We start from the raw sequence: 20,134 nt of genomic DNA on the forward strand, positions 1-20,134 counted from the left end.
GCAACTGTGGCCGGCCAGGCGCGCTCTACCCGAGCCTGCCAGTCGAGAGGAGCCTCGGGCCATGAGCACTGAGCCATTTTCAACCTGATCTTGCAGGCCGGTGAGGGGTCGGCAGGGGCCGTTGTGCGTTGAGGGCGAGGCCACACACCTTGCCTATCTACCAACTAGATGGTAGAAATCTCGTGTGGCGACGACAGCGGATCGGATCTTGGACAGCGCTCAGACGCTGGTGCAGGTTCGGGGGTACAACGGCTTCTCCTACGCCGACATCAGTGCCGGGCTGTCCATCACGAAACCGAGCATCCACTACTACTTTCCTACCAAGGCGGCGCTGGCCGAGGCGTTGATCGCGCGCTATCGGGAGCAGTTCGCCGCAGCACTGAAGGAGGTCGAGGACAACACCGGCGGCGCGCGACAGCGTCTGGTGGACTACGCCGGGCTGTACGCCGCGACCTTTGCCCGAGGCGGCCGCATCTGTCTCTGTGGCGTCTTCGCCGTGGACGCGGAGAGTTTGCCCGCTGAAGTGCGGCGGGCGACGGACGCATTCTTCGACGATCAGCGGCGATGGGTGGCAGGCGTGCTGGCCGAGGCGGGCGTGCCCGCCGCCCGGACCAGCGCGTCGGCGGAGGCTTATCTGGCCGCCCTGGAGGGGGCCCTGCTGCTGGCCCGTGCTCACGGCCAGCCGGAGGGCATCACCGAGCCCGACCGGGATGTGGTCCGGTCGGTGGCGACGACCCTGATCGACGCCCTGCTCTGAAAACGCACCATCCAAGGTAGCTGCGCGCGAGATGTGCGCGGTGGATTTCGGCACGACCAAGCAACCTACCAACTAGTAGGTAGTCACGTGAGGAGAACGAACATGGGACAGGACTTCACCGGACATAAGATCGTCGTGGTCGGCGGCAGCAGCGGCATGGGCCGTCAGGTCGCCGCGGACGTCGTCAGCCGTGGCGGCAGCGCGGTCGTCATCGGCTCCCGCCGGGAGCGTGTCGACAAGACGGTGGCCGACCTGGCCACCCGAGGACAGGCGTGGGGCATCACCGCCGACCTGCGTGACCCCGCCGAGACGATCCGGGTGCGGGAGGAACTGACCGGCCAGCACGCTGACGCGACGCTGCTGGTCAACGCGGCCGGAGTGTTCAAACCACTGCCGTTCCTCGAGCACACCGAGGCCGACTACGACAGCTACCACGACCTGAACAAGGCCACGTTCCTGATCACCCAGACCGTGGCACAGAACATGGTGCGCGGTGACCGCGGCGGCGCCATCGTCAACATCGGCAGCATGTGGGCCAAGCAGGCCATCGCCGCGACCCCGTCGTCGGCGTACTCGATGGCCAAGGCCGGCCTGCACGCACTGACCAAGAACCTGGCCATGGAGCTGGCCGCCCACAAGATCCGGGTCAACGCCATCTCCCCGGCCGTGGTCGCCACCCCCATCTACGAGAGCTTCATCCCGCCGGCCGACGTCAGCACCGTGCTGGCCGGGTTCGACAAACTCCACCCGATCGGCCGGATCGGCACCACCCAGGACGTCTCTGCCGTCATCACCTTCCTGCTCTCCGACCAGGCCAGCTGGGTCACCGGCGCGATCTGGGACGTCGACGGCGGCTTCATAGCCGGCCGCAACTAGTAACCACGTCGGTCACGCGGGGACGATCGTGACGGAGAAGGTCTACCGGAAGCAGATTCGGCACGTCCTGCTCGCTAGCGCTGACGCGATGGACGGCATCTTCCCGCCGCCCGACGCTGGGTCGTAGTCACCCAGTTGGTCACTCACTCGTTAGCCAAAGGCCCCTTCCGAAGATCGGAAGGGGCCTTTGAGCTGGGAGCCGCCTATCGGAATCGAACCGATGACCTATTCATTACGAGTGAGGCGAGCCATGTCCACGGCGGTCCAGATCTGACCTGTGACCTGGCCTCCCGTTTAAGAAGAGTCCGTATGTGTCCAGCGTCGTCCGGAGCAGTTGTTAGCAACCGCGTTAGCAAGCGCCCGCGCTAGCCGCGTCGTCTGGGCTCGGTCGCACGGTTTAGGAATCCACAGGCGACCTGACAGCCGTAGTGGGCCTGACCCGCGCCGGACTACCGTCGAGATCAGGCTGAGACGGGCGTCATCCCGCGCATATCCCGCACGGTGCTCGTGGCGTAGGCGCTGACTTCGCTCGCCGTAAGGTCGGCGGCCGTGCGACACTCGTGGTGTCGGTGACACGAGGTGACGGTGACCAGCAGCGCGGAGTACGCGGCCGAGCCGCCCGAGCGCGGCTCAGTGTCGCTCGACGAACTGGCGCGGCGCAAGCACGTCCGGTTAATCGAGTGTGCCGACGACCCCGCCTAGGACGACGTCTTCGACACCGACGAGGACCTTGACGCCTTCCTGGCGCACGTCCACGCCCCCCGCCACGCCAACCTCGCCTGAGCCGCCGTGGATCGCGTAGTCCTCGACACGGACGTCTCATCCCTCAGCCCTGCAGCGTCCGTACGACCTTGACCAGGTGCGCCGCGGCGGCCTCCGCCAGGGCGAGCAGCCATAGCGCCATGGCGTGAGCGGCGACGAACGACCAGGCGAGCACGAGCGCTGGGCCCGCGACCATCACGGTGATCAGCGCCGTGCAGCCGCCGCCGTTCCCGAGCCGGCGGTCCAGCCCTTGCATCGCACTCCGGGCGGCCTGCGGTAATTGGCACGACTCGTCTAGGATGGCGGTGATTTACGGGGCGGGAAGCTTGCGTCGTGGCGGGCAAGGAAGCGCTGGTTCGTGCAAATGCCGTGCCGCGCAGAAAATCCCCGCAAGAGTGACGTCTAGCTCGAACAGGGAGACCAAAGATGGTGCATCTCACGCTTAAAGACGAAGAGGTCGTTAACCAACTATCGTTCGACCACCGCGTAAGCATCCTGGCTGCAGTCTATACCGCATATGTCGAGCTAACTCCTAGTAACAAGAAGCCTGTCTCTCAGCGCGAGTTCTTCCAAAGGTACAAGGACAACTGGAACGCATTCGCCAACATCGAGAATGACTCCTACGACGAGGACTAAACTAAACGGCCGGGGTTCTGGACTCAAGCGACCGGCCGACCGGCCGACCGGCGGGTACCTCTTCGTCCCGAACTACCGGCGCGATCGAGGCTGGCTGTTGCTCGGCCTGCTCGGACGTGTGGTGACGTGTGGCCGCGACAGGGACTGTATGGGCGTGTTGCTGTCTCCCGTGCTGTACAGCAACACGCCCCAGCGAGCGCGGAGGCGTGGGCGGCACAGATCCCGGCGTGGCGGGCGCCACCGGCCTGTGCTGTGACAGCGTTCGCGGCGACTGCGCTGGGGCTGTGGGGGGCACAAGATGCGGTCATCGTCCGCTCGGCCTCACTCAGCGCACCTGACCGACGTAGCGCGCAGCTGGGCACGGTACCGCCTTGAGGACGACAGGCTGTCCTCTTGAAATCTCTCGTGAGTCTTGAGACTCTCTAGATATGAGCGAACCACTTCACATGAAATCCGACCAGGCCCGGCTGGCTTGGCGAGACGTCCTCGACCGCGCGAAGCGTGGCGAGAGCACTGTCGTAATCCACTACAACCGCACTATCGCCCGCATCATCCCTGAGACCGACGACATCGTCGTCATCCGAACCAAGGACGCCAATCAGGCCGAGCGGCTGCGGAACCTCGTGCGCGAGCACCGCTCCATCGGCATTCCGTTTCCGAACAACACCCACCCCGACTGGACGGTGGTCGATGGGCAGCGGGAGCCGGTCAACGTGCACGAGGTCCCAAGCGTCGGTGTCGAACTTGCCTGATCCGCTGCGACAAGCCCCCGCCATCCCGGCGAACCGGAGGGAGTGGGGGCTTCACGTCGTAGGGGCCAGGGCCGACTACTGTCCGCCTATCCGCGGGGTGTCATATCAGGCGCGACAGCCGGCGACTCCGGCACCGACGTTGGAAGCCGACCCCGGCACGCCCTTGCCTATGGCAAGATCCGGCCATCCAATCGCAAACCTGGGCGTAACCCATGCCTGGCGCCAGAGCGTCTCATGGAGACAATCTCGGCATTCAGGAGGAGCCTGGCGTGCTTGCATCTGGTGTCACACCCGCATTCGGAACGGACGGACATCTGCCGTGCGGCCGGTACCGGGTCGACATGGAAGCCGCGTACGACCTTCTGGTCGGTGCTGACCGTTTTAAAAGCTCGGCGACCAGGCCGCACCTTTGGCGCAACCTCACGATATACCTACTGGTCTTTGATGACCTCGAACGTGAGTACGCCGGCATCCTAGGCGGCTGCTCGATCATCCATAACCTGTGGATCGGTGGCAGCTTCGTCAGCACCAAGAACGAGCCCGACGACATCGACCTCACCGTGTTCACCGATGCCGAAGCCATCGATGCGCTCAAAAACAAGCCGGGGTCGGGCTGGATCAAGGATGCCTTTAACCGAGACAAGATCCAGGTTAGGTATGGACTCGATCCCCACCAGGTGAACTACGTGGCGGTCCCGAGGGTATTCAGACCTACTGACATGACTCTGCGAGAACGCGACTACTTCAGGGACCGGGGACGGTTCGATGACTGGTGGCAGCGAACTCATCCGCCGGGAACGGTGGACAAGCAAGCCCCGACGGTGGAGTCTTGCGTTCCGGCGAGGGGATACCTGGAGGTGACCCTGTGAGCGGCACCTGGCGAGACCGCGCCCGCGAACAGGTAGGCGCCGAAGTCGAAGCACGCTTCCAGGAGCTCCTGCGAGATGAGCCGCTGACCTCCGATGAGCTTGAGACCGCGATGCGTGTCAACCGCCTCACCGCGATGCAGGCCGTCGAGCCCGACGCTAAACTCGACGAAGAGATCACCATCAGGCTGATCAGCGAGCAGATCCGCACCGGCTTGCTCATGCCCGGGACCGCCGATCCGATCCTGCGGAACCTGCAAAAGGCAATCAGCGCCTCGGCCGACGAAGACATCCAGCTCGGCATCGTTGGTATCTCATCGGGCAGTACGGTCCTGCACGTCTGCCCGGTATACCTGCACGGACAGACCGGCGACGAGCCCGAACCGGACGACGACCAGGATGACGACCTTCCCGGCATCCCGGTTGCCGTACCGGCCGCGGAATCTTCCCTAGACGCGGCGATGCACCAGCTCCTAGAGCTCTTTGACGCAGCGCAAAACGATGAGCCGCTTTACGCGGAGCCGGAAATGCTGGAGGCGTTCGAGGGTTTGGTCAGGACCCTCGACAAGTCCGCAATCGATGTGGATTTCGGCTGGCACGCCGGCACTGGGACGGTCCGCACAGGCCGCCTCACCGCCGAGGGCCGCCAATACGCACAGCGCCGCATGCAGCCACAGATCAAACGCAGCCTGCGAACCATGCGGGGTTACGTAAGCGAACTAAGCGCACCATCCGGGAAGGGCCGCATCAGGCTGCGAACATCAACGGCCGGCCGCAGCGGTCCCAAGATTGACATCACAACGGATGAGCTGATCGGACTCGGTCTCGCCTTCGGCGAATGGGTAGCGGTCGAGGTCACCGTGGAAGAGCGGATCGACCCGCTAAGCAGGCGAAGCACCACCGAATACACCTATCATGCGCTAATCGAGCGACGGCGTTAGCAGGCGCACGACAAGAGCCGCCCGGCCCTCCGAGGAGGGACCGGGCGGCTTCGTGTGGTTCATATCAGTCTTCCCGGGGATCGTCCTGAGCACGTAGGAGTGATGCCGCAGTGATCGAGTCGCGGCCGGCGAGGACTCCGTAAGCGGCCAAGAGTGAATCCTGTTCCTTTCGCGTCAGGCTGGATTTGACGATCGCCCGTTCCACGGGATCGACCAATCCATGCCACTCCACGAGGAGGCGTTTTAGGCTGACCTCGAGAGCTTCAGACAAACGGAGAGCATTATCCCCGTTCGGCCAACTCTCTCCGCGCTCCCACGTCGACACCGTCGGCTGGCTGGCACCCACCGCGGCCCCCAACTCCCCTTGCGTTAAGCCAGCCGACTCTCTGCGCTCCCTGATGTACCGCCCGAATGATCTACGTTCTGAATCTGGATCCATATTTGGATATTAATGCATACTAATATCCCGTGCAACGGTTCGCTGCCCTGGGCACCAAAAAGCCGCCAGCCCCTCCGAAAGGAACCGGGCGGTCTCGTGACAGGGTGGCCCGGCGCCCAGTAGGAACCGCCGGAGCCTTAGAGCGTGTTTGAGAACGGCCCTACTCGCCACCGCACTGACGAGGGGTGTTCGAGTAAAACCGGGAATAGAACCCGCAGTGGCACGGGGTTGCAGACTGGATCCGTTGCGACATCGAAGCGAACACTGACGCCGCGGTCACGACGGTCAATCAGATCCACGCCGCCCCACCGTCTTAAGCGGTGGTGTGATCGAGCGATTGACCTTACTATCGCTGGACGCCAAGGATCTGTTCAAGAAGCGATTCGACGGTTTCGATGCCATCAGATACCAAGATCCGTCGAGTCTCACGATTATTCACGGGGAGGCTCTTATCTTCTATCATTTCCTTGACCTTCTCCTGAGTTTCATAAAGATCAAGCCAACCAAGTTGGCCGGTGCGAGCAGCAATGGCCGCAGCTACCTGCCGACTAAAAATGTCGTAGCCGAAAGCAACGGCGACTGCGGCGAGTACCATATCAAGGCCGTGCTTACTGCGAGTCGCTCGTCGCGGTGAAGTTAGCGGAAGCTCAGCCATGGCTGCTTTAAGCGATACCACTGAGCCCATTGCCTTACGAGCTGCATCCACCGTGAAAGGTTCGAGTCTTTTCCTGGTGTCACCATCTGCAATGATCTCCGAAGTGGCTTCATCCGAAGAGACTTCTTCGGCCTCGAATCGCGTTTCGGCAAGAGCCTCCTGCACCTCTCGAGTCTCTTCAGCAAGTTTCATATTTATGCCCATGGCGTCAATCGACCGCGCGCGCCGAAGGGCGTCTCGTATCTGGTTACGAAAAACTACGATGACCAAAACTGCGGTCATCGGCCACACAGATGCTTTCCAATAATCCAAGATGAGCTTCGATATTTCCACTCAAGACCCCTTCGACAGACCAGGCCCGTCGACGGTACCCGCACCTCCTGGCACGACAAACTCTCCGCCGATGCTGCTGCGATGTTTCCAGAGGCTGCATGCCCGACCGGGTCGTTAGCTCGACCAGCACCGATCTGGCTCCTGACAGGTTTGGTGCCGCTCTCACCGCTCCCGACCGATCGTGACCCAGGCCACTTGTTCACACAAATGGTGATCAACTCGACATCCCGATCGACAAGCTGCGCTAGAGCGACCCGGTCCAGCTAGACCATCCCGACATCGAACCTCGTCCCTCTACGCCTGGCCGCTCGCCTCCGCTTCATCCACGGCGACCAAAGCACGCCGAGTGTCCAAGGGCAAGCGGACCCGGAGCGCAGGGCCGGCCACGGCCCGAGCACCGAAAGCCGCGCGGCAGCGATCGCCCCCGGCCACGACTGGCGATAACCACAAGCGTCGATCATCTTGAACAGCAACCGCCCGAACGACGCTGCGTGACCTTTCGTTGCTCGCGCTTCGTGTCGCCGCCCTCCGCTACGGTGCGGGCGGACCTGAAACTCCGCCTGACTCCCGCGTACGCAGGAGGCCGAGGTGCGCGAAGATGGCCTCATGACGCCCCGTTAGCGATGTGCGTTGCTTTGCGGGGCGCGACTACCCCAGTGGGCCGGCGCAGCCATACACGTTGAGTGATTCCCGTGAGGAGCCTTGTGAGCACGCTCGGTAGTTTCATCTGGTCGATCGCCGAACAGCTTCGGGGTCCCTACCGCCCCAACCAGTACGGGAACGTGATCCTTCCGTTCACGATCCTTCGGCGCCTCGACTGCATCCTGGAGCCGGACCGCGAGACCGTCCGAGACCTGGCTGCGGCATACGAGAACCCGAGCCGGCTCCGGATCGAGGTCAAGAAGGCCACCGGCCGACCGTTCTACAACACGTCGAAGTACAGCTTCGCCAACCTTCTGAAGGACGCGGACGGGCTCGAGGACAACCTCGTCGACTACGTCGACCGGTTCTCCGCCGATGTCGATGTGTTCGAGTACTTCGACTTCAAAAAGGAGATCATCGCCCTGGAGAAAGCCGGTCTCCTGCGCGAGATCGTGAAGTCCTTCGGCGCCGTCGACCTGCACCCCGATGTCGTTTCCAACGCCGACATGGGGGACGCGTTCGAGTACATCATCCGCAAGTTCAACGAGGCCGCGAACGAGACCTCCGGTGACCACTACACGCCGCGTGACGCGATCCGGCTGCTGGTCGACCTACTCTTCGCCGAGAAGGACGCCGACCTGACCGAGTCGGGCATCGTCCGCACGCTCTACGACCCCACCGCCGGCACCGGCGGCATGCTCTCCCTGGCCGAGGAGCACCTGCTCGCACAGAACCCGGACGCCCGGCTGAGCCTGTACGGCCAGGAGTACAACCCGCAGTCGTACGCGATCTGCAAGTCCGACCTGCTCGCCAAGGGCCACGACGCGTCCAACATCGCCTTCGGCAACACACTCACCAACGACGCCTTTAAGGGCCGCCAGTTCGACTTCTGCATGTCCAACCCGCCGTACGGCGTCGACTGGAAGCAGTACGCCAAGGCCGTCACCAAAGAGCGCGACGAGGCAGGCCCGTACGGCCGCTTCGCGCCAGGCCTGCCCGCCACCTCGGACGGGCAGATGCTCTTCCTGCTGCACCTGGTGCACAAGATGCGCGCCCCCGAGGACGGCGGCGGCCGGGTTGGGATCGTCATGAACGGCTCGCCGCTCTTCAACGGGGCCGCCGAGTCCGGCCCGTCCAACATCCGCAAGTGGCTGGTGGAGAACGACCTGGTCGAGGCGATCGTCGCGCTGCCGACCAACATGTTCTTCAACACCGGCATCGCCACCTACATCTGGATCCTCGACAACACCAAGCACCCCGACCGCAAGGGCCTGGTCCAGCTCATCGACGGCACCTCGTTCTGGACCAAGATGCGCAAGAACCTCGGCAACAAGAACCGCGAACTCAGCGACACCGACCGCGCCAAAGTTCTCCGCCTGTACGCCGACTTCACCGACGCCGACCCCGACTACTCCAAAGTGCTGCGCAACGACGAGTTCGGCTACTGGACCATCACCATCGAACGCCCTCTGCTGGACGAGGACGGAAAGCCCGTCGTCGACCGCAAGGGGAAGCCGAAGCCTGACTCCAAGAAGCGCGACACTGAGAACGTGCCCTTCACCTACGGCGGCTCGACCGCCGGACCTGCGGGCAAGGCCGAGGTGATCCAGACATACTTTGGCACAGAGGTGAAGCCACACGTTCCCGACGCCTGGATCGACTGGGCAAAGATCAAGACCGGCTGCGAGATCCCCTTCACTCGTTACTTCTACGAGTACATTCCACCTCGCCCTCTCGCAGAGATCGACGCTGACCTGGAGAAGCAGGTCGCCAAGATCCTTGACCTGCTGCGGGAGGTCGAGCAGTGACCGGGCCACTGTGGACGAGATTGCCGGACGGTTGGCTGACTGGCCAGGTCAGGAATGTCGCGACGGTTACGCTCGGCAAGATGCTCCAGAGCAAGGACAGCGGCAGTGACATGCCCACGCCATACATGCGCGCAGCCAACGTGCAACCCAATGGCGTGCTTGCCCTCGACGACGTGAACGAGATGTGGTTCAGCGAAGCTGAACTGGAGCAGTTGAGCATTCGGGCGGGCGATGTCGTCGTTGTCGAAGGCGGGCAAGGCGGATTCGGCCGTGCTGCCTACGTCGAAAACGACCTTCCGGGCTGGGGTTTCCAGAATTCAATCAACCGACTCCGCCCCATCGGCGACTTCGATGGACGCTTCATCGCGTTCTACCTCATCGCGCTGCGGGCAAGCGGCTACATCCGCGCCTACTGCAACGTCGTGTCGATGCCACACCTTACGGCCGAAAAGCTCGCACGCATACCGATCCCGCTGCCGCCGGTGAAGCAGCAGCGCGCCATCGCCGACTACCTCGACCGAGAGACCGCCCGCATCGATACGCTCATCGAGGAGCAGCAGACCCTTGTCAGACTCCTCGCTGAGCGCCGTGTTGCTGTCATGGCGGATCCATTCGGTCAGGCACATCCAACGGCGCCCCTTGGCGCGGTGCTTGAGGAACTGATCGATCACAGGGGAAAGACGCCTGGCAAGGTTGGGGACAAGACCGACGACTTCACCGATGAGGGCGTGCCTGTTGTTTCGGCCATTCACATTAAGAACGGACAGATCTCCTGGGATGAGCGTGAGCGGTTTGTGCCCTACTGGATGTTCGAGAAGTGGATGCCCGTTCGGCTGCGCACAGGGGATGTGCTGCTCACATCGGAAGCACCGCTGGGCAACGTTGCGCAGGTTCCCACAGACGCGCCTCTTGTCTTGAGTCAGCGTCTGTTCGCACTTCGGAGCCGTGAAGATATTCTGGACTCCACCTACCTCCGGTTCTTCCTTGAAAGTGACCGAGGTCAAGCGCTCTTGCGGGATGGAGCAAGCGGGTCCACCGTCTCGGGTATCCGGCAGTCGAGATTGGTGCAAGTTCCGGTGCCAGTCCCTCCAGTCGATGAGCAGCGCCGAGTTTCACAGCGGATCAGGGAGCAGATCACAAAGATCGACACACTCATGGCCGAAACCGCACGGTTCGTCGAGCTATCGAAGGAACGCCGCGCGGCGCTGATCACGGCCGCAGTGACTGGCCAGATCGACGTATGAGGAGCATGTGATGGCCGACCACAACGAGGTCGTCTTCGAGGCCGAGATCTGCGAGCACCTCGCGGCCCACGGGTGGCTCTATTCGGCAAATGACACGGGCTATGACCGTGAGCGGGCGTTGTTCCCCGAGGATCTGTTCGCGTGGCTGGAGGCGACCCAGAAGCTGGCGTACGAGAAGGCGTTAAAGGCGGCTGGGTCGCGGGTGAAATTCCTCGATGTGTTGAGCACGGCGCTCGATAAGCCGCTGGAACATGGCGGTGGGATACTGAGCATCCTGCGGAGCGGGGTGCGGTACGTCGGCGGTGGCCGATTGAAGATGGCGCAGTTCCGGCCCGAGACGACGCTGAACGCGACGACGAACGCCGAGTATGCGGCGATGCGGGTTCGAGTAATGCGACAGGTGCATTTCTCGACCGCTGACCAGCGCAGCATCGACCTGGTGTTCTTCGTCAACGGGCTCCCGGTCGCAACGGTGGAGCTGAAGACCGACTTCACCCAGTCGCTGGACGAGGCGGTCCAGCAGTACCGCAAGGACCGCAGCCCGCTGACGAAAGGTCGGCCGGAGCCGCTGCTGTCGTTCGGGCATCGGGCGTTGGTCCACTTCGCCGTCTCCAACGACCTGGCCGCGATGACCACCCGACTGGAGGGTGAGAAGACGCACTTCCTGCCGTTCAACACCGGCTACGACGACGGCGCCGGGAACCCGCCCGGCGCCGACGGGAAGGCGGCGACGGCGTACCTGTGGGAGCGGGTCTGGGAGAAGCACGCATGGCTCAACATCATCGGCCGGCTGATGATCGTGGAGACCAAGGAGGAGTGGGATGTCGCGACCGGCACGTCGGTGCGTCGTACGAGCATGCTGTTCCCCCGGTTCCACCAGTGGGAGGCGGTCACGAACATCGTGGCCGCCGTGGCTGAGGAGGGTGTCGGCCAGCGCTACTTGATCGAGCACTCCGCTGGGTCGGGGAAGACGAACACGATCGCCTGGACGGCGCACCGTCTCGCCCGGCTGCACGTCAACGACGAGAAGGTCTTCGACTCGGTCATCGTGGTCGTCGACCGCACGGTACTCGACGGGCAGCTCCAGGACGCGATCCAGCAGATGGACGGCTCCAAGAAAATCGTCACGACGATCAGCCCCGAGGACGTGCGCAAGGCCGGCGCGAAGTCGAAGTCCGGCCTGCTGGCCCAGGCGCTGAAGAACGGCGAGTTGATCATCGCGGTGACGGTGCAGACCTTCCCGTACGCACTCGATGAGATCCGGGCCGACTCCGGCCTGAAAGGCAAGCGGTTCGCCGTCATCGCCGATGAGGCACACTCCTCGCAGTCCGGGCAGATCTCCTCGAAGCTGAAGCAGGTCCTGACCGCCGACGAGATAAAAGAGATCGAGGAAGGTGGCCCGGTCGACGTCGAGACGGTCCTGGCCTCGGAGATGACCGAGCGGGCCGAGTCGGAGAACATCTCCTACTTCGCTTTCACCGCGACCCCGAAGAACAAGACCCTGGAGCTGTTCGGCCGCAAGGGACCGGACGGCAAGCCGCGTGAGTACCACCTGTACTCGATGAAGCAGGCGATCGAGGAGGACTACATCCTCGACGTGCTCAAGGGCTACCAGTCCTACGACACCGCGTTGAAGATCGCCGGCAAGGCCGAGAGCGGCGACGGTGGCGAGGTCGAGGAGTCGGCGGCGCGTAAGGGGCTGATGCGGTGGGTGCAACTGCACCCGACCAACATCAGCCAGAAGGTGCAGATCATCGTCGAGCACTTCCACGCCAACGTCGCCCACCTCCTGGAGGGCAAGGCGAAGGCGATGGTCGTCACCGACTCGCGCAAGGCCGCGGTGAAGTACAAGAAGGCGATCGACGCCTACATCGCCAAGCGGGCCGCCAAGGACGCGTCGTACGACTACCGGACCCTGGTCGCGTTTTCCGGGTCGGTGTCGATGGCCGAGAACGAGAAGTGGAGCCAAGACTGGGGGCCGACGCCGTCCAAGGACGACGAGTTCACCGAGACCACCATGAACCCCGGAGCGGGCGCCGACCTGGCCGCGGCGTTCAAGGGCGAGACGTACAAGATCATGCTGGTCGCCAATAAGTTCCAGACCGGCTTCGACCAACCGCTGCTCTCGGCGATGTACGTCGACAGGAAGCTCTCCGGGGTCACCGCCGTGCAGACGCTCTCCCGGCTCAACCGCACCCACCGCACGGCCGGCGGGGAGAAGAAGGCGAAGACGTTCATCATCGACTTCGTTAACAAGCCCGACGACATCAGGACCGCTTTCGAGCCGTACTTCACCAACGCCACCCTGGAGACCGAGACCGACCCGTACGTCGTCGTACATCTCGCGAACAAGCTCGCCCAGGCGGGGATCTACACCGAGGAGCAGGTCCGCCAGGTCGCCGGGCTGTGGGTCGCCCGCAAGGGCAACAACGCGCTCTCGGCGGCGATTAGCCCCGCCCAGCACGACTTCCGGCGTCGCTACGCGGCAGCGATCGAGGCCGAGGACAAGGTCACGCTAAATAACCTCGACCTCTTCCGAAAGGATGTCTCCACCTACGTCAGGCTCTACGACTTCATGAGCCAGATCGTCGACTACGGCGACGCGTACATGGAGATGCTCTCGATCTTCCTCCGACTCTTGGAGAAGGTCATTGCCGAGTCCTCCTGGAGCGCCGACGTCGACCTTTCCGACGTGGTCTTGGTCGGGGTGAAGCACACCAAGAAGATCGCCGTCGATATCTCTCTGATCGGAGACGGCGAGTTGAAGGGGATCAGCGGAGCAGGTACCGGCACCAAGAAGGAGCCGAAGTATGTCGCGCTCCAGGTCGTCATCGACAAGATGAACGACCTCTTCGGCGCCGAGTCGTTCGCCGAGTCCCAGATCCGGGAGTTCGTGCAGGGTCTCGTGCAGCGGCTGCTCGCCAACCCTAACCTGGTCCAGCAGACCCAGGTGAACTCGAAGAAGCAGTTCATGGAGTCGCAGGACTTCCAGGCCGCCGTCACCGAGGCCATCGCCGACAACCAGGAGGCGCACAACACCATGGCCGACTACTTCTTCACCGACGGGCCTGCGATCAACGGGATCATCGTGGCGCTCGCCGACGCGTTCTACGAGACCGCGATCGACAAGAACGCCTGAGGCTCCCCCTCTGGCCTCTTCGTCCCGAACTACCGGCGGGACCGTGGCCAGCGCTAGCCCGCCCTGCTCCGACGTGAGGCGGCGTTCCTAGTGCGATGAACTCGGTCGCCAGTACCCCGAGATTGTCCGTCCGGCCGATGTAGTCGACCCGGCTTCGCGCCGGCATCGATGCTCGCCGCCGTCAGGTCAACTCGTGCCGTGGGCGGCATCTGCGAGGACATCATGATGCGCGGCAAGAAGACGTCGATCATCTTCACGACGTGCTCCCTGGCGGCCGGACGCCGAAGCAGCCCTTCTGAACAGGGATGCACGGGGAGATCGATACAAGTTCGCAGTGGGTCTTTGACCGACGAAAAGTTCTATTGCTCACCCTAAGTGCGCGAGCTACCACACTCGGCGTCCAGAATGGCCTGTTCGCACCCGAGTACGAAACAACTTCAGGGGGCATTCCGGGCATCTGGGGGTTCGTCGGCGCACGACTGTCGTGCTGCGCGGTACCGTCTTCAACATCACCACCGAGTGGTCCACACAGCCGTCGCGGTACCGGTCGACTGCGTGGACAGTCGCCGGGCCGGTCAACCAGACCGGTACCGAGGCCGACCTCAGCGGGTCGGCACGTGGAGGTGATGCAGATGCGGGACAAGCGCCCGCCGTCTGGAGATCCGTGGAGGGCCGGTACGTTCTTCGTCACCCTGGCGAGGTTCGTGCTCGACCTGTTCCGCGGTGACGGCCCTGGGCCTCTCCTCTGACGAGGAGAGGATCCCAGAGCCACCGTTAGGGATGCCCTCGCGTTGCGCCTTGGCCGGGTCAGCGCGGGGGCCATCTCTATGTGTACCCACAGTACAGGTGTGGGTGGTTTGTTACGTATGCCCCTTTTGTCGCCAAAAGTTGTTCATGATGATTACAGCAGCTTTCATCAACTTGCACCAAGCTATAGCCGCAGAACGCTGCCTGACCTGCCATAACACGCTGTCGCGTGTGCTGCCAAGTTCGTGCTAGGTAGTCGGGCGCGCAGGCGTGAACCAGGGCAAAGCGTGCAGCAGTCCTTAGGTAGCTTCGGCGCGACTTGCTTCCTTGGCTCAGGGTTGCGGTGTCGATCACGGACCGCAGGGCTGGCCATGGCCCGAGGACCGGAATCGCCGCGTTAGCCGATCGCCCAAACCAATGCCGGGCTGGTACCACCTACAGTCATCGTCACGGCCTCAGCCTCGAGAACTCCATTTCTTCCCCCGTCCTCCTCGTAGCTGCCATACCCCAAGGCTGCGGCTGGCGGGTCAAGACTCGACGTTGTCGACCGCGTAGCGGCTTGGTCTTGACGCGCCGGACGTGGCCGGGAGACTCGTGCAGCGTGGAGAACGGGATGAACGGGATCGAGGGGCTTCTCTCGCCTTCTTGGGTGCCTCTGTGCTGCTGGGCGGTCGGCCGGTTCGGGACGGGTCGGCCCGAAGAGGCCGCATGCCCGGCCCGAGGGCGGCCGGCCACCGGCGGTCCGCGTAGCGGAGCGCCCTTGAAGACGTAGAGAAAGTTCTCATCCGGCGACGTCGTTGGCGCCGTCCGTGCTCGGGTGATGCTTGACACTCGGCCCGGGACGTTCGGCTCCGCCGCGGGGTCTCAAGGTCGTGTGTCTTGCGAGGATGCGGCGCATGGCGCCGTAGGTGGATTCGAACCGCTCGGCGACCTGGCGGACGCTCCAGCCCTGGTCGTACAGCCGGACGGCGTCTTGTTCGAGTTGCTGCTGCTCGGCAGAGGTCTCGTCGAGGCCGAGGAGTTCACCTACATCGCTCGCGCGGTAGCGGCGGTGGCCGCCGGGGGTCATTAAGGGTTGTAGCTGGCCCGTACGGGCCCATCGGGCGATGGTGGCCGGGCGTACGCCGAACAGGGCCGCTACCTCACGCGGCCGCAGCAACGGCTCGTCAGGTTCTGAAGCAAAGCGCATAACAACAGGGCCGATCTGGTCGAGGGGAAGGCGGGGAGGTCGGCTGAGGGATGAAGAAGGGGGCGCCGGCCCTCCCCTGCTCCGGCGCCCCCTACTGCAGGACCGCGACGGCGGCAGGTTGCCTAAGCTCACCGCGGTCTCCTGCGCCGCGCGACGATCCCCTCGGGGGGTTAGGGATGGTCGCGCGGGGCTCATTTGAATTCGGCCCAGACGACTCGGCCGCTGGTGTCGCCGGACACGCCCCACTCCACAGTCAGGGCGTCGACGATGCCGAGTCCGCGGCCTCCCTCGTCGTCGGGCTTGGGTTGGCCGAAGACGAACGGTCCCCCGTTGTCCTCGACCTCCAGGCGGATCGAGTCGTCTGGGCGTAACCGGGCGCAGACGCTGAATGTGCCTTGTGGCGTGCTGCTCTCGGTGTGCTCCCACGCGTTGGTGGTCAGTTCGCTCGCCACCAGCGTGACGTCCTCAAGGCGGTGGTGGTCGGCCAGGTGCTCGCGGACGAAGCGGCGGACCTCACCGATCTGGTCAGGGCATCCAGGAAAGATCCGGCGGTACGTACGGGTACCCGGATCCTCTTGCGGCTCGTTGAGCGCCATGGCGACTCACCTCGCGATCACACAGCTTGTAGCGGCTTGGTTACTCAGCTTTGGTACTCAAAGTACGGGTACAGTATTTGAAGTACAAGCGCTTTGGCGTACCTGTGCCGCACAATTAGTACTGCTTAACTGGATGATCTATCCCGGGAGGTTGCGATGTTCGGTCTCGTCGTCCGCTTCACGTGCAAGGATCAGGCGAGCGCTGAGGGGTTCGATCGGCTCGTGGCGGCGACCGTCGACAAGATCCGTACGGACGAGCCTGGGACGCTGGTCTACGCGGTCAACCGCGTCGACGGCGAACCGCTTCAGCGCGTCTTCTACGAGCTCTACCGTGACCGTGCCGGGTTCGACGCGCACGAGGAGCAGGAGCACACAAAGAAGTTCCTCGACGAGCGTGGGCAGTACCTGTCGGCTACCGAGGTCGACTGGCTGACGCTCCTGACCGGAAAAGGAACAGACGGGTGAGTACGGAGTATCAGGAAGCGCTCGGACGCAAGATCGCTCAGCATCGACGCCGGCGCGGCCTGTCTCAGCCGGAGCTTGCCCGCCAGATCGATCGGTCTGTGGCGTGGGTATCGCAGGTCGAACGCGGCGTGCGCAAGGTCGATCGGATGTCGGTCCTGGAGACCGTCGCCCAGGCGCTCGACGTACCGCTCGCGGAGTTGGCCGCCGAGGCGCCCGTTGTCGCGGCGGCGACCGACGGACCACCCGAGGCAACCGGCCTAAGGCTTGTCCTGTCCGGCGCGCACGCCCTCCGCGCCATGCTCAGCGGTCAGATCACCCCCGACCCCGCCGCGTTGCGGGAGAAGGTCGACGAGGCGTGGGAGCTGACGCACGCCGGCCGCTACACCGAGCTGACCGAACTCCTGCGGGGCCTCATACCGGAGCTTGAGACGGCCGCGCGTGCGGTGACGCAGGAAGAGCGGGCCGAGCTCTTCGAGCTGCTGTCTGCGGCCTACCAGGCATGCTCGGCCGCACTTACCAAACTGGCCGAACCCGAAGCGGCCTGGATCGCGGCAGACCGGTCCATGGCCGCGGCCGAGCGGGCGGAGGCTCCGCTCCTGGTCGCCGCCGGGGCCTTCCGGCTCGCCTTCGTCTTCCTCAGCGCCAAGCACTTCGACCAGGCGGAGGAAACCGCCCGTACGGCGGCCGAAGCCCTGTGGCCACTGGCCGACCAGGGAGAGCCCGAGGCGATGTCGCTGTGGGGCGGGCTCACTCTGCAGCGCGCCGTTACCGCCTCGCGTACGAACGACAGCGAAGCCGCGTACGCACACCTCGACCGGGCGCGGGATATCGCCGCGCGGCTTAGTGAGGGCCGCAACGACTACAACACCGAGTTCGGGCCCGCGAATGTCGGGCTGTACGAGATCGCCGTCGCCGTCGAGCTGGGTGACGCCGGTCGCGCCCTGCGAGCCGCCGAGCAGGTCGACACCTCCGGCCTGTCGGCCGAACGTCAAGCGCGCATGCTCATCGACGTCGCCCGCGCGCACGCGCAGCGCCGCCAGGTCGACGAGGCCGTCGCCGTGCTCTGTCGAGGCGAAGAGATCACACCCGAGCAGATTCGCGCCCATCCTCGGGTCCGGCAGCTCGTCGCCGACCTGCTCACGATGCAGAATCCCCCGAGCCAAGCACTGCGTGACCTGGCCCAACGAGTGGCCGCGTAGAAAAAGTACGTGTCCTGATACTCGAAGTACTAGACACGTACTTGGGGTGCGACTAGCGTACGTGATGAAGGTCAACACCACCGTCAAGGAGGGAACGACCACACCACGTGCGCCGATCGCATGAGAGCGGTTGGCGGACAGGCCGCAAAGAAAAGCGGCCTGAGCGGGAGGCACCCGCCCAGGCCGAACGCGGTAAGCACCGCTTAGTTGGCGCTTTCGATGCTATCTCGCGTTCGCCCTGATGGGCGCCTCTCTCGTATCCGACAGCGGCCCGTACGCGGGTCCGTCACGAGTGGGGTTTCGCATGCGCAACATTCCGATTCCCGTCGACACCAACCGGCTCAGCTTCGTCTGCGTGGCCGTGCCGCGCCCGCGTCTGGTCAACAAGGACACCGGCGAAGTGAAGGTCGACAAGCAGGGCCACACCGTTTTCCAGGTGGGCTTGTCCGCGGCCGAGATCGACTCCGGCCGAGTCGAGCTGATCAACGTCAATGTCTCCGGCGACCCCGATGTCGCGGTCGGCCAGGTCGTCGAACCGGTCGGGCTGGTCGGGTTCGTCTGGGAGCAGGCCCGAGGCGGCGAGATGCGCTGGGGCATCGCCTACCGGGCCAGCTCCATCAGGCCCATCGCCGAGCAGGCAGCGGCCTGAGGACCTCGACCGTGAACTACACGACGATGCTCGTCGCGCTCGGCGCCCTGGCCGCTCTTGCGGCCGGGGGCTGGGCGTGGCGCAAGTGGGCTCCTCGGTCCTTCTGGTATGCCGTCGAGTTCCCTGCCAAAGCCACATTGGTCTACCTGACCTGGACACATGTCGCCTCGGGCTGCGGCCTGGCCCGGAAGCGCCGCCGCTGGCGCTTCACTCTCGACGCCGTCTCGCTGGCCGGCTCCGTCTCGCGATCGGCTAAAGACACGTCAGCCGTGATGGTCCAGCAGCGGCGGGTCCGGAGCGTGCAAGTCGAGAAGGCTCCGCGGTTGCGGCTGCTGCGACCGACGCCACTCGGCTGGCGGGTGTGGGTCAAGCTGCACGACGGTCAGGTGCCCGACGACTACGTGAAAGTAGGCGAGCGACTCGCGCACGCCTGGCGGGTCCACGCCGTCCGAGTGATCGCGTCCAAGCCGGGCCGCGTGCAGCTACTGGCCACCATGCGCGACCCGCTCACCGTGGTGAACATCGCCCCGGAGACCGGCGAGCTGCTGACCGTACGGCCCGGCATGCTCGAGAACGGACAGCCGTGGATCATCGACTTCCGTACGGTGCCGCACTGGCTCAACGCCGGAGCGACCCAGTCCGGCAAGTCCAACCTCGCAAACGCCATCATCAAGGGCCTCGCGCCTCAGCCGGTCGCCCTGGTCGGCTTCGACCTCAAGGGCGGCGTGGAGTTCACCCCGTACGCTCCGCGGCTGTCGGCACTCGCAACCACACGCGGCGAATGCGTCGGACTCCTCGATGACCTCGTCCAGGTCGTCACCGACCGGATGGCGCTCTGCCGCACCCATGGCGCACGGAACATCTGGCGGCTTCCCGATCACCTTCAGCCTGTGCCGATCGTGGTCCTGGTCGACGAGGTCGCCGAGCTGTTCCTGATGGCGGACAAGCGAGAGAAGGAGGAGGTCTCCAAGAGCGCGACCGCGCTACTGCGGGTGGCCCAGCTCGGCCGCGCCTTCGGCGTCTACCTGGTCGTGTGCGGCCAGCGCATCGGCTCCGATCTCGGGCCCGGTGTGACCGCACTCCGCTCGCAACTCTCTGGCCGTATCTGCCACCGCGTCAACGATCCCGAGACCGCCAACATGACCCTTGGCGACATGGACCCCGACGCCCTCGACGCCGCACGTGCCATCGCGGCTGAGACTCCCGGCGTCGCCGTGATCGCCGGACAAGACGGGAGCTGGCATCGCGCCCGCTCGGTCTATGTGAGCGAAGAGGAAGCCGAGGCAGCTGCCCGCCGCTTCGCTCACCTGTCCCCCGGCTGGTCCGAACTGACCGCCACGGGGCCGGCAACCGGCGGCCAGGCCGCCGAGCCTCTGGCCGCATAACCCGAACCCAACCGCTCCGGCGCGGGCCTTCGCGCCAAGTCCTTACCCGACGCA

General features: G+C 64.4%; 17 protein-coding genes. 12 read left to right on the forward strand and 5 right to left on the reverse strand.

What is annotated here, in order from left to right:
• The first annotated feature begins 208 nt into the window (after positions 1 to 208).
• A complete protein-coding gene (locus tag FB559_RS12325) occupies positions 209 to 757 on the forward strand; it encodes a TetR/AcrR family transcriptional regulator (protein ID WP_221639989.1) in 549 nt (182 codons plus the stop codon).
• 102 nt (positions 758 to 859) lie between these two features.
• Complete coding sequence (locus tag FB559_RS12330) at positions 860 to 1,633, forward strand: SDR family NAD(P)-dependent oxidoreductase (protein ID WP_141955747.1); 774 nt, start codon at positions 860 to 862, stop codon at positions 1,631 to 1,633.
• Between the two features lie 826 nt (positions 1,634 to 2,459).
• Here the strand turns inward: FB559_RS12330 and FB559_RS12345 are convergent.
• The gene (locus FB559_RS12345; RefSeq protein ID WP_141955748.1) at positions 2,460 to 2,651 is read right to left on the reverse strand and encodes a hypothetical protein; all 192 of its coding nucleotides are present in this window, start codon (positions 2,649 to 2,651) and stop codon (positions 2,460 to 2,462) included.
• Positions 2,652 to 3,459: 808 nt separating this feature from the next.
• On the opposite strand from FB559_RS12345, the gene FB559_RS12350 reads away from it, so the two are divergent.
• The 3 genes from FB559_RS12350 to FB559_RS12360 all read left to right on the forward strand — a co-directional run bounded on the left by FB559_RS12350 (position 3,460) and on the right by FB559_RS12360 (position 5,590).
• Entirely contained in the window at positions 3,460 to 3,783 is a 324-nt protein-coding gene (locus FB559_RS12350) for a hypothetical protein (protein WP_141955749.1), read from the forward strand.
• Between the two features lie 212 nt (positions 3,784 to 3,995).
• On the forward strand, positions 3,996 to 4,652 hold the full coding sequence (locus FB559_RS12355; RefSeq protein ID WP_425455061.1) for a DUF6932 family protein: 657 nt from the start codon (positions 3,996 to 3,998) through the stop codon (positions 4,650 to 4,652).
• A complete protein-coding gene (locus FB559_RS12360) occupies positions 4,649 to 5,590 on the forward strand; it encodes a hypothetical protein (RefSeq protein WP_141955751.1) in 942 nt (313 codons plus the stop codon). Before FB559_RS12355 ends, FB559_RS12360 begins: the two co-directional genes overlap by 4 nt.
• Before the next feature lie 64 nt (positions 5,591 to 5,654).
• Here the strand turns inward: FB559_RS12360 and FB559_RS46670 are convergent, their stop codons facing one another.
• Both FB559_RS46670 and FB559_RS12370 read right to left on the reverse strand, forming a co-directional pair.
• Complete coding sequence (locus tag FB559_RS46670) at positions 5,655 to 6,029, reverse strand: helix-turn-helix transcriptional regulator (RefSeq protein WP_141955752.1); 375 nt, start codon at positions 6,027 to 6,029, stop codon at positions 5,655 to 5,657.
• Positions 6,030 to 6,375: 346 nt separating this feature from the next.
• Entirely contained in the window at positions 6,376 to 7,017 is a 642-nt protein-coding gene (locus FB559_RS12370) for a hypothetical protein (RefSeq protein ID WP_141955753.1), read from the reverse strand.
• A 704-nt stretch (positions 7,018 to 7,721) separates the two neighbouring features.
• Here FB559_RS12370 and FB559_RS12375 point away from each other — a divergent pair.
• From FB559_RS12375 to FB559_RS12385, 3 genes are read left to right on the forward strand one after another with little or no spacing between them, the layout of a single operon-like run.
• Positions 7,722 to 9,467, forward strand: a complete 1,746-nt coding sequence (locus tag FB559_RS12375; RefSeq protein ID WP_141955754.1) for an HsdM family class I SAM-dependent methyltransferase — start codon at positions 7,722 to 7,724, stop codon at positions 9,465 to 9,467.
• On the forward strand, positions 9,464 to 10,711 hold the full coding sequence (locus FB559_RS12380; protein ID WP_141955755.1) for a restriction endonuclease subunit S: 1,248 nt from the start codon (positions 9,464 to 9,466) through the stop codon (positions 10,709 to 10,711). The genes FB559_RS12375 and FB559_RS12380 overlap by 4 nt, the downstream gene beginning before the upstream one ends.
• A 10-nt stretch (positions 10,712 to 10,721) precedes the next feature.
• Positions 10,722 to 13,850: a type I restriction endonuclease subunit R gene (locus FB559_RS12385; RefSeq protein WP_141955756.1), complete on the forward strand. Its 3,129-nt coding sequence runs from the start codon at positions 10,722 to 10,724 to the stop codon at positions 13,848 to 13,850.
• Between the two features lie 1,528 nt (positions 13,851 to 15,378).
• Here FB559_RS12385 and FB559_RS46440 read toward each other — a convergent pair.
• Together FB559_RS46440 and FB559_RS12395 are read right to left on the reverse strand one after the other, a co-directional pair.
• On the reverse strand, positions 15,379 to 15,786 hold the full coding sequence (locus tag FB559_RS46440) for a helix-turn-helix domain-containing protein (protein ID WP_141955757.1): 408 nt from the start codon (positions 15,784 to 15,786) through the stop codon (positions 15,379 to 15,381).
• A 191-nt stretch (positions 15,787 to 15,977) separates the two neighbouring features.
• Entirely contained in the window at positions 15,978 to 16,382 is a 405-nt protein-coding gene (locus FB559_RS12395; RefSeq protein ID WP_141955758.1) for an ATP-binding protein, read from the reverse strand.
• A 156-nt stretch (positions 16,383 to 16,538) separates the two neighbouring features.
• Here FB559_RS12395 and FB559_RS12400 point away from each other — a divergent pair, with 156 nt between their 5' ends.
• The 4 genes from FB559_RS12400 to FB559_RS12415 all read left to right on the forward strand — a co-directional run bounded on the left by FB559_RS12400 (position 16,539) and on the right by FB559_RS12415 (position 20,080).
• A complete protein-coding gene (locus FB559_RS12400) occupies positions 16,539 to 16,847 on the forward strand; it encodes a putative quinol monooxygenase (RefSeq protein ID WP_141955759.1) in 309 nt (102 codons plus the stop codon).
• Complete coding sequence (locus FB559_RS12405) at positions 16,844 to 18,046, forward strand: helix-turn-helix domain-containing protein (RefSeq protein ID WP_141955760.1); 1,203 nt, start codon at positions 16,844 to 16,846, stop codon at positions 18,044 to 18,046. The genes FB559_RS12400 and FB559_RS12405 overlap by 4 nt, the downstream gene beginning before the upstream one ends.
• A gap of 304 nt (positions 18,047 to 18,350) precedes the next feature.
• Positions 18,351 to 18,695 carry an SCO3933 family regulatory protein gene (locus FB559_RS12410; protein ID WP_141955761.1) on the forward strand — a complete coding sequence of 115 codons (345 nt, stop codon included), beginning with the start codon at positions 18,351 to 18,353 and terminating at the stop codon, positions 18,693 to 18,695.
• Between the two features lie 26 nt (positions 18,696 to 18,721).
• Complete coding sequence (locus FB559_RS12415) at positions 18,722 to 20,080, forward strand: FtsK/SpoIIIE domain-containing protein (protein WP_141961648.1); 1,359 nt, start codon at positions 18,722 to 18,724, stop codon at positions 20,078 to 20,080.
• Positions 20,081 to 20,134: the final 54 nt, after the last annotated feature.

Source organism: Actinoallomurus bryophytorum, assembly GCF_006716425.1.
GTDB lineage: Bacteria > Actinomycetota > Actinomycetes > Streptosporangiales > Streptosporangiaceae > Actinoallomurus > Actinoallomurus bryophytorum.

Coding starts and splice junctions, on each gene's coding strand:
- FB559_RS12350 (WP_141955749.1), top strand. CDS start 3,460: ATGAGCGAACCACTTCACATGAAATCCGACCAGGCCCGGCTGGCTTGG.
- FB559_RS12385 (WP_141955756.1), top strand. CDS start 10,722: ATGGCCGACCACAACGAGGTCGTCTTCGAGGCCGAGATCTGCGAGCAC.
- FB559_RS46440 (WP_141955757.1), bottom strand. CDS start 15,786: ATGCGCTTTGCTTCAGAACCTGACGAGCCGTTGCTGCGGCCGCGTGAG.
- FB559_RS12415 (WP_141961648.1), top strand. CDS start 18,722: ATGCTCGTCGCGCTCGGCGCCCTGGCCGCTCTTGCGGCCGGGGGCTGG.
- FB559_RS12410 (WP_141955761.1), top strand. CDS start 18,351: ATGCGCAACATTCCGATTCCCGTCGACACCAACCGGCTCAGCTTCGTC.
- FB559_RS12400 (WP_141955759.1), top strand. CDS start 16,539: ATGTTCGGTCTCGTCGTCCGCTTCACGTGCAAGGATCAGGCGAGCGCT.
- FB559_RS46670 (WP_141955752.1), bottom strand. CDS start 6,029: ATGGATCCAGATTCAGAACGTAGATCATTCGGGCGGTACATCAGGGAG.
- FB559_RS12345 (WP_141955748.1), bottom strand. CDS start 2,651: ATGCAAGGGCTGGACCGCCGGCTCGGGAACGGCGGCGGCTGCACGGCG.
- FB559_RS12355 (WP_425455061.1), top strand. CDS start 3,996: ATGCCTGGCGCCAGAGCGTCTCATGGAGACAATCTCGGCATTCAGGAG.
- FB559_RS12330 (WP_141955747.1), top strand. CDS start 860: ATGGGACAGGACTTCACCGGACATAAGATCGTCGTGGTCGGCGGCAGC.
- FB559_RS12395 (WP_141955758.1), bottom strand. CDS start 16,382: ATGGCGCTCAACGAGCCGCAAGAGGATCCGGGTACCCGTACGTACCGC.